At 69.9% G+C, this 12,243-nt stretch carries 12 protein-coding genes and 1 pseudogene; 6 read left to right on the top strand and 7 right to left on the bottom strand.

What is annotated here, in order from left to right:
- Window positions 1-363: 363 nt before the first annotated feature.
- Window positions 364-2,172: a gamma-glutamyltransferase gene (gene ggt, locus IE107_RS12460; protein WP_189543806.1), complete on the top strand. Its 1,809-nt coding sequence runs from the start codon at window positions 364-366 to the stop codon at window positions 2,170-2,172.
- A 169-nt stretch (window positions 2,173-2,341) separates the two neighbouring features.
- Complete coding sequence (locus IE107_RS12455) at window positions 2,342-3,055, top strand: glycoside hydrolase family 75 protein (protein WP_189543805.1); 714 nt, start codon at window positions 2,342-2,344, stop codon at window positions 3,053-3,055.
- A 21-nt stretch (window positions 3,056-3,076) separates the two neighbouring features.
- Here IE107_RS12455 and map read toward each other — a convergent pair whose 3' ends face one another.
- A complete protein-coding gene (map, locus tag IE107_RS12450; RefSeq protein ID WP_189543804.1) occupies window positions 3,077-3,844 on the bottom strand; it encodes a type I methionyl aminopeptidase in 768 nt (255 codons plus the stop codon).
- Window positions 3,845-3,885: 41 nt separating this feature from the next.
- Here map and IE107_RS12445 point away from each other — a divergent pair, with 41 nt between their 5' ends.
- Both IE107_RS12445 and IE107_RS12440 read left to right on the top strand, forming a co-directional pair.
- Window positions 3,886-4,155, top strand: a complete 270-nt coding sequence (locus tag IE107_RS12445; protein WP_189543803.1) for a helix-turn-helix domain-containing protein — start codon at window positions 3,886-3,888, stop codon at window positions 4,153-4,155.
- Between the two features lie 77 nt (window positions 4,156-4,232).
- The gene (locus tag IE107_RS12440) at window positions 4,233-4,595 is read left to right on the top strand and encodes a leucine-rich repeat domain-containing protein (RefSeq protein ID WP_189543802.1); all 363 of its coding nucleotides are present in this window, start codon (window positions 4,233-4,235) and stop codon (window positions 4,593-4,595) included.
- Window positions 4,596-4,816: 221 nt separating this feature from the next.
- Here the strand turns inward: IE107_RS12440 and IE107_RS12435 are convergent, their stop codons facing one another.
- Both IE107_RS12435 and IE107_RS12430 read right to left on the bottom strand, forming a co-directional pair.
- Entirely contained in the window at window positions 4,817-5,062 is a 246-nt protein-coding gene (locus tag IE107_RS12435) for a helix-turn-helix domain-containing protein (protein WP_229866862.1), read from the bottom strand.
- A gap of 200 nt (window positions 5,063-5,262) precedes the next feature.
- Entirely contained in the window at window positions 5,263-5,571 is a 309-nt protein-coding gene (locus IE107_RS12430; RefSeq protein ID WP_189543801.1) for a hypothetical protein, read from the bottom strand.
- 503 nt (window positions 5,572-6,074) lie between these two features.
- Between IE107_RS12430 and IE107_RS12425 the strand changes: the two genes are divergently transcribed.
- Together IE107_RS12425 and IE107_RS36280 are read left to right on the top strand one after the other, a co-directional pair.
- Window positions 6,075-6,845: a hypothetical protein gene (locus IE107_RS12425; protein ID WP_229866861.1), complete on the top strand. Its 771-nt coding sequence runs from the start codon at window positions 6,075-6,077 to the stop codon at window positions 6,843-6,845.
- Between the two features lie 505 nt (window positions 6,846-7,350).
- Window positions 7,351-7,580, top strand: a pseudogene (locus IE107_RS36280) (DUF7848 domain-containing protein).
- A 122-nt stretch (window positions 7,581-7,702) separates the two neighbouring features.
- On the opposite strand, the gene IE107_RS12420 reads toward IE107_RS36280, so the two are convergent.
- The 4 genes from IE107_RS12420 to IE107_RS12405 all read right to left on the bottom strand — a co-directional run bounded on the left by IE107_RS12420 (window position 7,703) and on the right by IE107_RS12405 (window position 12,002).
- Complete coding sequence (locus tag IE107_RS12420; RefSeq protein WP_189544052.1) at window positions 7,703-8,041, bottom strand: VOC family protein; 339 nt, start codon at window positions 8,039-8,041, stop codon at window positions 7,703-7,705.
- A 97-nt stretch (window positions 8,042-8,138) separates the two neighbouring features.
- Window positions 8,139-9,377 (bottom strand): serine/threonine-protein kinase, encoded by a 1,239-nt coding sequence (locus tag IE107_RS12415; protein ID WP_189543800.1) that lies wholly within the window; start codon window positions 9,375-9,377, stop codon window positions 8,139-8,141.
- Window positions 9,378-9,520: 143 nt separating this feature from the next.
- The gene (locus tag IE107_RS12410; protein WP_189543799.1) at window positions 9,521-10,618 is read right to left on the bottom strand and encodes a Rieske 2Fe-2S domain-containing protein; all 1,098 of its coding nucleotides are present in this window, start codon (window positions 10,616-10,618) and stop codon (window positions 9,521-9,523) included.
- 115 nt (window positions 10,619-10,733) lie between these two features.
- Window positions 10,734-12,002 (bottom strand): aspartate aminotransferase type Ic, encoded by a 1,269-nt coding sequence (locus tag IE107_RS12405; protein ID WP_189543798.1) that lies wholly within the window; start codon window positions 12,000-12,002, stop codon window positions 10,734-10,736.
- Between the last annotated feature and the right edge of the window lie 241 nt (window positions 12,003-12,243).

Here is a 12,243-nt window from a genome sequence, read left to right as displayed (position 1 = left end):
CGAGAGAGGAGCCGGCGAGCGCCGCCCTGAATGATCTGTACGTCAATCATTGGTGTGCGGATCATCTTGCGGTGGTCTTGCCCCGATGTCAATGGGCTGCCGTGAAGGCATCGAGCCCGGTGAACGAACAGGGCGACGCCGACGGGTCATCGAGCACACCGACGCCGTGGCCCACCGGCCACCGCCGACTCGGCCCCGGCGCGGCGCCGATGCCGGCGGTTCTCACACCCGGCGCCATGCCGCGTACGTCGCCCGTCATCAGCAGGAGTGCCGGCGGGTATTCGGAATCGGCTTCACGGCGGCCCTGACGGGGCAGGCGGCGCGGCGTTACCCTGCGCGGACGATCCTGCACTGGAGGTGCGCATGCGACGTTCCGTTGCGCGGAATGTGTCGTTGTCGGCTGTTCTCGCCGCTGTCGTCACGGTCGGGGCGGCTGCCCCGTCCTCGTCCGCGCCACCGTCGGCGGCACCGCCCAAGTCACCTGTCGCGGTGGGCTACGGAGGGGCGGTGGCCAGTGTCGACGCGGATGCCTCGGCCGCCGGTATCGAGGTGCTCCGCAAGGGCGGCAACGCGGTGGACGCGGCCGTGGCGACCGCGGCGGCGCTCGGTGTGACCGAGCCCTATTCGGCGGGCCTCGGCGGGGGCGGCTACTTCGTCTACTACAACGCCAAGAGGCGCACCGTGGAGACGATCGACGGCCGGGAGACCGCGCCGCGCAGCGCGGACTCCTCGCTGTTCCTGGAGAACGGCAAACCGCTCGCCTTCGACGAGGCGGTCACCAGCGGGCTGGCCGTGGGGACCCCGGGCACCCCGGCCACCTGGGACTCCGCGCTCGACGCCTGGGGCAGCAAGTCGCTGCGACAGGTGCTGAAGCCGGCCGAGCGGCTGGCCAGGGACGGCTTCGTCGTCGACAGCACGTTCCGCTCGCAGACCGAGGGCAACCAGGCCAGGTTCGCCGACTTCCCGGCAACCAGGAAGCTCTTCCTGCCCGGCGGCCAACTGCCCGTGGTCGGCTCCGTGTTCAAGAATCCCGACCTGGCACGTACCTATGAAGAGGTGGGCCGCAAGGGTGTTGACGAGCTGTACCGGGGCAAGCTGGCCGACGACGTCGTACGGACCGTCCGGAATCCGCCCGTCGACCCGGACTCCACGCGGGTGGTGCGGCCCGGTGACCTGACCGCGAAGGACCTGCGGTCCTACCGGGCGCTGCGGCAGGCCCCGACGAAGACCGGCTACCGCGGCCTCGACGTGTACGGCATGGCGCCGTCCTCGTCCGGCGGTACGAGTGTCGGTGAGGCGCTCAACATCCTTGAGTCCACGAACCTCTCCAAGGTGAGCGAGGCGCGGTATCTGCACCGCTACATCGAGGCGAGCCGGATCGCGTTCGCGGACCGCGGGCGCTGGGTGGGCGACCCGGCGTTCGAGGACGTGCCGACGCGGGAGCTGCTGACTCAGCGGTTCGCCGATGCGCGGGAGTGCCTGATCAAGGACGACGCGGTGCTGACCAGCCCGCTTGCGCCGGGCGACCCGAGGCATCCGGCCGACTGCGAGGCCGGCGCAACGGCCGCCCCGACGACGTACGAGGGAGAGAACACCACCCATCTGACCGCGGCCGACAAGTGGGGCAACGTCGTCGCGTACACCCTGACGATCGAGCAGACCGGCGGCAGCGGCATCACCGTGCCGGGGCGTGGCTTCCTGCTCAACAACGAGCTGACGGACTTCTCGTTCGCGCCCGCCAACCCCGCCGTCCACGACCCGAATCTGCCCGGCCCGGGCAAGCGCCCCCGTTCGTCCATCTCGCCCACGATCGTGCTGAAGCAGGGCGAGCCGGTGCTGGCGCTGGGGTCGCCCGGAGGTGCCACGATCATCACGACGGTGCTCCAGTCGCTCATCGGTACGGTCGACCGGGGGCTCCCGCTGGTCGACGCCATCGCGGCGCCGCGGGCCAGCCAGCGCAACTCGACGACGACGGAGCTCGAACCGGGGCTGTGGAGCAGCCCGCTCAGGGCGCAACTGGAGTCGCTGGGGCACATGTTCAAGCTCAACCCGGAGATCGGGGCGGCAACCGGTGTGCAGCGGCTGCCGGACGGGCGGTGGCTGGCGGCTGCGGAGAAGGTACGCAGGGGCGGAGGCTCGGCGATGGTCGTCAGTCCGAGCGGACGCCCATGACGGCGAGCGGACACCTGGGCTGATGGCTCGTCAATAACACCTGATGCGGGGCTGGTTCCTCGTGATCCTTCACGGCGAACCGGCCCCTTGGTCTTGACGGCGGCATCCGCCCCGGGCCATGTTGAGCGCGTCGGTAAGGAAAGTTTCCTGATGGAAGGGCACCCCCACTGTGCGTATTCGAACGCTCGCCCTCGCTGCCGCCTCCGGCGCCGCCCTGCTCGCGGCCGTCACCCTGACCCCGGCCGCCCACGCCGATCCGGCCCGGGGCGCGGCCCCGGCCGCTGCGGACCTCAAGGAGGGCTCCGTCAGCGCGGCCGACCTGCTGGCCAAGGTCACGTCGTGTTCGCAGATATCCAACGGCAAGTACCGTACGGACGAGGAGACTTCGGCGACCATTCCGGTCTGTGGCAAGAACGGCGCCGTGTTCTGGAAGGCCGACATGGACATCGACTGCGACGGCGAGATCACCGCCGCCTGCAACGAGGACACCGACCCGTGGTTCCAGAACGGGACGGCGTTCACCACCTCCGCCGGAAAGCCGCTGAACGCCGAGAAGCTGCCGTACGTCGTCGTGCCGAGCACCAGCAGCATCTGGAACTACGCAGATGCCGGTATCAAGGGTGGTGGCGTCGTCGCCGTCATCTACAACAACAACGTCGAGTACGCGGTCGTCGGCGACACCGGACCCAACAAGATCATCGGTGAGGCCTCGTACGCCACCGCCAAGGCCCTCGGCATCGACCCGGACCCGGAGACCGGCGGCGCGGAGTCCGGCGTCACCTACATCCTGTTCAAGAACTCCAAGGTGTCGCCGATCGAGAGCCACAGTGCCGCCGTCACCGCCGGTGACGCCCTCGCCAGGCAGTTCATCCAGAACAACTAGGGCCGGACGGATCTCCGGGCGTCACAGTGCGGTCAGGATGCGCGGGCCGTCGTCGGTGATCGCCACCGTGTGCTCGGCGTGCGCGGCGCGGCTGCCGTCGGACGTGCGCAGTGTCCAGCCGTCCCGGTCCGCGTGGTAGGCGTCCTCTCCGCTGCCGATCAGCATCGGCTCGATCGCCAGCACCATCCCGTGCCGCAACGGCATGCCGCGACCCGGTCGTCCCTCGTTGGGGACGGCCGGGTCCTCGTGCATCGACCGGCCCACGCCGTGGCCGCCGAAGCCCTCCGGAATGCCGTACCCGGCCCTGCGGCAGACCGTGCCGATCGCATGCGCGATGTCACCGATCCGATTGCCGACGACCGCCGCCGCGATGCCCGCGTCCAGCGCCTCGAAGGCCGTCTCGACGAGCCGGGTGTCGGCGGGCCGGGCGCGCCCGACGGTGAAACTGATCGCCGAGTCGCCGGCCCAGCCGTTCAGTGTGGCGCCCGCGTCGATGCTCACCAGATCGCCGTCGCGCAGCCGCTGGACGGTCGGGATGCCGTGCACGATCGCGTCGTTCACCGACGCGCAGATCACGGCGGGGAAGGGGGTGGGCGCGAAATGCGGCCGGTAGTTCAGGAACGGCGACCCGGCGCCGGCCTCACGCAGGACCTCGCGGGCCACCTCGTCCAGTTCACGCAGGGAGATGCCGACCGCAGCGGATTGCCGCACGGCGGTCAGGAGCTGCGCGACGACCCGGCCGGTCTCGCGCATGGCTTCGATGGACGTGTCTGTCTTGAGCTGCACCATGCCAATTACTATACCGGTCTCGGCGGTATTAGAATGACGGCATGGTACGAACCCCCCTGACCCCGGAAGAGCGCCGCCGCGGCGAGCGGCTCGGAGCGCTGCTGCGTGAGGCGCGCGGCGGGCGCAGCATGATCGAGATCGCGGCGAGCGCCGGCATCTCCGCGGAGACGCTGCGCAAGATCGAGACGGGCCGCGCCCCCACACCCGCCTTCTTCACGGTCGCGGCGCTGGCCGGGGCGCTCGGACTCTCGATGGACGAGATCCTCACCCGCTGCGCCCCGGAGCCGGATGCAGTGCCCCTGGCCGGGTAGGGCCCCGGCGGTCCGACCGGGGCCGCTTCGCGCTCGAAGAGCCCGCGTAGCCGTGGCGTAACACGGCCGCTCGCGCGGTGTCACCGGCCAGGGTGTTGGAGTCCGCCCAATGGACGTACCAGCCCGAGCCGGACCGGGATCTGCTCTCCGGCATCTGGGCCGTCACCACCCTGGAGGAACTGGAGATCGACCGCTGGGGCGAATGCACGGTGCATGGCCAGATCGTGCGAACCGCTTTCACCGCGCTGCCCGACGACGCGTTCGCGCGAATGCAGGGACTCAGGCGGCTGGACATCTCCTCCAACGAACTGACGGTCCTGCCGGAGTTCTTCTTCCGGCTGCCACGTCTCGAAGCCGTCGATCTGCGGTACACGAAGCTCAGCCGGCCGGTCCTGGACCGCCTGCGTGACGAACTTCCGCACGTCCGCGTAGAACCGTGAGCGGACACCGATCCCTCGTCCGGTCCGTCGGTGCGCCGATCGCCGCGGCAGCAGCACGCACAGGCACACCATGCCGACGAGTCTGCCGCGGCGCCCGCGGCATCCGGCTCGACCGCCCGCTTGTCGGGACGCTGGAAGGTCAACCCCCAGCGCTAGAGGTACTCGCCCACACCAGGCTCGGTGAAGCGGATGCGGTACAGCTTGAAGATCAGCTCGCCTATCTACCCTCGTTTCCACAGCTGTCCCGAAAGTCCCAGGTCGGAGGTGTGATCGAGGGCAGCCCGCCGAACGGCGGCCTGCTCGGCGTCAGAGAGGACCTGGTGTTCTCCTACCCGCCGACCTCGCGGCCGCGACCGCAGCGCGTCCCGGCCGTCGGCCTGCCACCTCGCCCACCAGCTGTCCACTGCCCTGACTGACACCTTGAAGAGGGCGGCAACCTCAGCCCGGTCCCGACCCTTCACAACCATCTAGGTCCGCCTGTGGCCGGACGAGACGGAAGCGCTACGCCGGATCTCTGAGGCATCCGGACGCAGCTTCAACAAGGTCATGCGCGAGGCACTGCGCAGGCTGGCCGACATGGACGAGCCAGAAGAGGCGTAGCCAGCGCCCCGCCCCGTACCCGCTACCTCCCCCGGTGGCCGGTACGGGGCTTTTCGAGTTTGTACAGCTACTTCCCGCCGTTGCCATTCTCCGGGTTGTCGCCATCCGATCTCATGGGCTCGCCAACCTTGGTCTTCAGAATCTCTTTTGACTCGTCAGCCAGTGCTTCACGGGCTGCTCTTCGAGCGTCCAAGGAGCGTTTCACAGCGGCTGCACCCCCGACTGCCGCTAGTGCGCCAGCCACCCCTAGCCCGACGCCCTTACCGAACGCCTTTGATGCGGCAGCCTTTTCGATGCTGCTGATCAGCTTGTCTACGCCCCCCGCTTTGCCTGCTGCTGTCGTGAATTCCTCATACGGACCAAGGTTCCCCGCCATACGCCCTCCCTCGAATTTGTGCCCATTCCCGGCACGGAGCACCGATCATGCCCCCCAACAGCCGGACGCGAACCCGGCTTGACCTAACGGCGCTGCTCCGCTAAGGCGAGTGCGTACCCTGGGTGTTGAGGTGGTGCCGATGTACACAGGGCGGGCACGTCAGCATGGACACCCTTGCCCTGCTCGCTGGTGCGCTGGGGGTGTCGACTTCCGACCTGTTCGCCAGCGAGGCGCCCGAGCCTGTACTAGGCCCGCAGGACGAAGCCAACCGGCGCCACCTTGCAGAGCTGCGCCGTGCCCTCATGCCCCCTGTCGGGCTCGCTGCGCCCCTGGCTGAGCCTGGTGAGGCTGCGCAGCCATCGGCCATCCGGTAGGGCGTACAGGACGGTCACGCGCTCTACCAGGCGGACCGGTACACCTCGGTCGCCCGGAAGCTGCCCGGACTGCTGCGCTCCTCCGAAGCGGCCGTTGCGATCCCTGAGGGCGAAGAGCAGCAACACGCCATGATCGCGCGGGCTCATGCGCTGCTGTTGGCGGGCAAGTACCTGACCCAGGTTCGGCAGTACGACATGGCCTACTTCGCGCTGGCCGAGGCAATCCGGCTCGCCCGCGAGACTGGACAAACTCAGTTGGCAGCAACGGGAGTTGTGGGGCTGTGCTGGCTGCTGCTCAGGCAGGACCGATTCGACGAATCGGAGACTCTTGCAGTGCAGACGGCAGCGGAGATCGAGCCGCGCATGTCCGAGGCAACGCCCGCCCAACTCGCTGTCTGGGGTGAGCTGTGGCTACGGGTTGCGGCCGCAGGGCGGAGGAACAACCGGCTGGACATGGCGAAGCATGCCCGCCGAATGGCAGGAACGGCCGGGGGTGCGCTGAAACGGGAACACACCGACTTCCCGACCCATTGGAGCGCGTTTGGCCCCGTGACCGCTGAGGCAAAGGCCGTCGAGGATCTCGCCCTTGTCGGTGGTGCGCGGGGTGTTCTGCGGCGCGCCGACGATGGGCCCCTGAGTCCCAAGGCCGTGCAGAATTTCGGTCGGCTGAGTACGAACAACTGGGGTCGTCACCGGCTGGACGTCGCACGGGTTCACGTCCTGCTCGGCTCCCACCAGGAGGCCATGGACGAGTTGGTCAACCTGCGCCAGACGGCCGATGTGTGGCTGACTCATCAGCCCATGGCACGGCGCGTGATGGCGGACCTCCTGAAGACTCGCAAGCGGACGCTGACGGAAGACATGCGCAGCATGGCGGCACACCTCGGGGTCGATGGCTGAGGTACTGCGGAGCGTGGTGGTTCGGCGCGCTGTGCTTCGCAACTACCGCTCTGCGCACGTGGATTGGGTCTCCGGTCGCTCGTACGGTCCCCTTACCGATCAAGGCGAAGGGGGCCGAAGCGATGCAGAGAACAGACGGCGACCGGCAGCGACGGCAGCACCTTGCGGACGTGCCGACGGGACACCGGCCCCGGTTGCTGCGCTGGACGACTGAGGACGGCAAGCGGTGCATGTTGAGCACCGACGACCCGGGCGGGTTCCTTGTCCCGACTCGCTGACGACCGTGAGGCCGTACAGCTTGCGATGGGTGCGGATGTGCTCAGCGCTGCGCGCAAGGTGCTGGCCGACCCGCTGTCACCACACGCTGAGGTGCGTTACGCGACCCTGCGTCTGTCCGAGTGCCTGACTGACGCTCTGCGGATCGCTGAGAGCCGGGGACTGCGCCTGTCTGCGCCCGACGCTGAAGAGGACGACAGTGACAGCGAGCACCCGCCGAGGCTTCCACATGACCCGCGCGATTCTGCGGTACGTCCCGCACACGATCCGCCACCAGGAAGAGGGCGGGTGGATCTACGAAGCGTTCTGCGCTGCGCCGGACTGCTCGGAGGATTCCGGCCCGCAGGACACCAGGAGACGGCCCAGGAGTGGGCGCTGGCTCACACCGGCCGCAACCCTACGCATGACCTCTTCCGGCGCGTGGTGACCGACCATGCGCCCGTGACACGGGACGAATGACCCCGGCTCGCTGGCTACGCCGATGGCTCAGCGTGTCGGCTGCCCCGTCCGCGCGTTGCTCCCCCGTGGCGCATGGGCGGGGCTTCCGCCTGTCCGCTGACCTGGTGTAACGTCCAGAACTACTAGTGAGACGCGTTCGGATCCGCGAGAACGGCCCAGCCGGCACCGCCGGGCTCCCGGCGGTCGTCGACGAGGGTGGCCCCGAGGTTCAGCAGCCGCTCGACCTCCTCTTCGCGCATGGTATTCGGACGCAGGCACAGGTGAAACCTGTTCTTGATCGTCTTTGGTTCCGGTACCTGGTTGAAGTGCAGCAGCGGGCCCTCCGGCACCATCACCTCGGTCTCCGGATCGCCTGGCTTGTCGTCCCGGTGCAGCGGACAACCGAGCACCTCACTCCAGAACCGGGTCAGCTCATAGGCATTCGCGCAGTCGATTGCCACATTCTGCAATACCGAGACCATGGCGCGAGAGCCTGCCTGAAGCACCGCCCGGTCCGCCATCGAATTGCGGCCGGACAGCACCAGCACCCCGCAGCAGGCCCTGGACGCTGTCCGGCGGCTATGTGAAGCACTCCAGGATCAGCGGCAGGTCCTCCAGCCACTCCTGGAGACGGGCCCGCCTGCGAGCGGTGAGCAGGCACCGGTGGGTGGAGCCGTCATGGAGGCGGACGGTGACGCCGAGGTGTTTGGGGCCCTCGGCCACGTACTCGACGGCACTGATCTCGGCCCAGGCGAACTGCGCCTCCCCGGCCGCGGAGCTGAGCGCGACCCCCGAGGCGTCGACCAGGAGGGAGCCCTCGGTGGCCATCGCGACGAAGGCGAGGTCGGTGTCGTTGTTCCCCGGTGCCTCGTTCACGGGGGCCGACCGGGTCGGGGCCTGGTGCAGCGGGACGGCGTCGGGCGATGAAGGTGAAGGCGGCGGGGGCGGCGGAACGACGTCGGACGGTGACCAGGAAGGCGGCGCGGGCAGCGCCACCGTGGGGGAGTACGCCATGGTGCCCGGCACGAAAAGGTCCAACAGGCCCTCCGGCGTGGGTCGTTGGCCCGGCTCCTTGGCCAGGCACGAGGCCAGCACCGGCCGCAGGCCGTCCGGTACCGCGGTCAGGTCCGGCGGCTCGTGCACCGACCGGTACATCAGGCCCATCGGTGTGCCCACGCCGAACGCGCTGCCGCCCGCCGCCGCGACGAGCACCGCGCCCAGGGCGAACACATCGGTGGCGCCGCTGACTTCCAGCCCCTGCGCCTGCTCGGGCGCCAGGAACCCCGGCGTCCCGAAAGCCGTCCCGGTGGCCGTCAGACGGGTCGACTCCAGCGCCCGCGCGATCCCGAAGTCCAGGACCCGAGGTCCGTCCCCGGCCATGATGATGTTCCCGGGCTTCAGGTCACGGTGCACCAGGCCGCAGCCATGGATCGCCGCCAGCGCCTCGGCGAGCGCCGCGCCCAACTGCCGCAGCCGCGCCTCGTCCATCGGCCCCTCGGCCTCCAGCAAGGCGGCGAGCGTGGGACCGGGAACGTACGCCGTGGCCAGCCAGGGCGCAGCGGCGTCCGGGTCCGCGTCCACCACCGGAGCCGTGTGGAAGCCGCCCACGCTCCGCGCGGCCGCGACCTCGGCGCGAAACCTCTCCCGGAAGTGCGGGTCGGCCGCGAGCTCGGGGCGAGCCACCTTCACGGCCACCGCACGCCCGCCGCGCGAACGCCCCAGATAGACGGTGCCCATTCCGCCGGCCCCCAGCTCGCGCTCCACGGCGTACCCGCCGATCCGCTCCGGCAGGCCCCTGCCGTCCGCCCCGTACCCCATGCTGTGTATGCCTCCCCCTGTGCTCCGGCGCCTCAGTATGACTCAGGCGCGCACCCCGCTCAGCACAGGTCCGGGCCGGAGCGCGCACGCCGGTCCGGCCCGGAATTCCCCTCCCGGAGCACGTCACCCCGGGCCCGTCGATCTCAGGACACCACCTCGGCCCCGTCGGCCTGCTCGATGCGGTCGAGCCGCATCACGCGGTCCTTTCCCGGCTGCGGCGGGTAGAACCGCCGGGCCCAGCGCCGGAACGGGCCGATCGGGCCGTCGCCGGAAGCGAGCCGGGGCGGCTGCTGGTACTGCTTGTGGTGCCAGATCGGGAAGTCCGCGGCGGTGAACTCGCAACTGGACCGGAAGACGGCGCGATCCAGCAGCCTGGCCGCGGTGCGGCTCACCATGCGGGCGAGCGGGGCCGGCAGCCGGGCCGGCTCGGCGAAGGAGATGCGGTTGAGCTGGCGGAACTGCATCCGGTTGGGCGCGATCGCCGTCGGCATCACCATCGTGCACATCCGCAGACCCAGCCGGGGCGTGTGCACATCGGCGTGCAGACAGCCGAGTCCGTAGCCGTCCACCTCCACGTCCACGACGAAACTGCCCAGCAGCGGCGCGGATTCGTGGGCCCGCATGGACACATGGAACGCGGCGTCGTCGTAGACCACGGGCCCGCCGATCTCGGCCCTGTCCCAGCCGTGCAGGGTGGCGAAATGCCCGAGGTCCACCGAGTTCTCGATGACTTCCTGGACATTGCCGGCCAGCTCCCAGGCCGCGCTCCGGGCAGGCCGGTGACCGATCCTGTGCCACTCGGGGACGAACCAGTCCGGAGCGCGGCCGTCGTGGTGCCGCCAGACGAACACGGCGCCGTTGACTTCGAGCACCGGCAACTGCGACAAGGGCGACCTCGGCGGTGCGGTGTCGTAGCCCGTACGCACACACGCGCCGTCCGGGCCGAACGCGAAGAAGTGGAAGGGGCATACGAGATCGTCCCCCTCGACCCTCGCCAGCCCGAGGTGGGCGCCCAGATGCGGGCAGTACGGGCGGACGGCGCGGACCGCTCCCGTGCCCAGCCGGTACAGCACCACGTCCTGACCCGCCAGCGGGCGGGTGAGCACGGTGCCCGGCCGCAGCTCCTCGGAGAACGCCAGTGCGGCCCAGCCGCTCGGATAGGGCAAGGCGGGCGCGCCCGCAGCATCGGCCGATGTCGGCCCCTCGCTGATGGCGCGCCCGTACTCGCGTGACTGTCCCACCACATCCCCTTCCGGATTCGGTCGCCTGGAGCGTGCCCAGACCGACCCGGAATCCTCCCGAATCAACGCATATCACCCGAACGGGAAGAAAAGTGGCAGGAGTTGACGCGCGGGGTCAGTGTGCCAGCTGCTCGTACCCCACGAGCCTGACGCAGACGGCGAGCCCCGTGATCGCCTGTTCCAGCTCCGCGAGCCCCGGGTAGCTGGGCGCGATCCGGATGACCGCGTCGCGCGGGTCGTCGCCGTACGGGTGGGTGGCGCCGGCCGGGGTCAGCACGATGCCGGCCTCGGCGGCACGGCGCACGACCTCCTTGGCGCAGCCGTCCGGCACCTGAAGGGTGACGAAGTACCCGCCCCTGGGCGAGGTCCAGGCCGCGAGCCCGGTGCCGCCGAGCTCGGCGTCCAGAATCCGGGCCACCGCCTCGAACTTGGGCTGCAGCAGGGCGCGCTGGCGCTCCATGTGGCTCCGCACCCCGTCGGCGTCGCGCAGGAACATGACGTGCCGCAGCTGGTTCACCTTGTCCGGGCCGATCGAACGCCTGGCGTTGTTGCCGAGCAGCCACTGGAGGTTCGCGGGCGACGAGCCGAAGAACGCGACGCCCGCGCCGGCCGCGGTGATCTTCGAGGTGGAGCCGAACACGAACGCCCGGTCCGGGTTCCCGGCCGCGGCGCAGGCGGCGAGCAGATCGGCGATCCCGACGGGCTCGTCGGTGAGGTGGTGGGCGGCGTAGGCGTTGTCCCAGAAGATCCGGAAGTCGGGAGCGGCGGTGCTCATCGAGGCGAGCCGGGCCACGGTCGTGTCGCTGTAGCAGGCGCCGTCCGGGTTGCTGTACTTCGGTACGCACCAGATGCCCTTGACCGTCGGGTCCTCGGCGACGAGCCGCTCCACGGCCTCCATGTCCGGGCCGTCGGCGGTCATCGGCACCGGGATCATGTCGATTCCGAAGCGCTCACAGAGTGCGAAGTGCCGGTCGTAGCCGGGCACCGGGCACAGGAACGCGATCCGTTCCTGGTCCACCCAGCGCGATTCGGCGCCCGGCACCACGCTCAGCAGGGCGTGCACCAGGCAGTCGTGCATCAGCTCAAGGCTGGAGTTCCCGGCCGCGAGCAGCTGGCCGGCCGGCACCTGGAGCACCCCGGCGAAGATCTCCCGGAGCTCGGGCAGCCCCTGCAGCCCGCCGTAGTTGCGTACGTCGGTGCCGTCGGCGGAAGTGTGCCGCCCGCCGGGCAGACTCAGCAGGTCCTCGGAGAGGTCGAGCTGCTCGGGGGCCGGCTTGCCCCGGGTGAGGTCGAGCGAGAGGCCCAGCCCCGCCAGGTCCTGGTAGTCCCGACGGGCCCGGTCGAGGAGCCCGGACAGGGCGTCGGGGCTCAGCTCGGTGGTCATGGTGTTTCCTCTCGCAGGTGCCGCTCGGACGGGGGCGCCTGCCGAGAATACAAACCGGCTCGGGGGTCCGGCGGCCCGGGAGCCGCGCGGGGCGCCCGCTCGTCGGTGCCGCCGTCCGGCCGGCCGGACGGGTGTGTGGACCGCACGGGTGTGAAACATGATCGACTCCGCCGGTTCACGGTGATGGTCTTGCCCCGCTGTGTGACGGGGCTTACGTTCTCCTCTACGCACGTGTCTACGG

This window comes from Streptomyces gelaticus (assembly GCF_014649535.1).
In the GTDB taxonomy this organism is placed as follows: Bacteria; Actinomycetota; Actinomycetes; order Streptomycetales; family Streptomycetaceae; genus Streptomyces; species Streptomyces gelaticus.
This window is presented reverse-complemented; position numbering and strand designations above follow the sequence as displayed.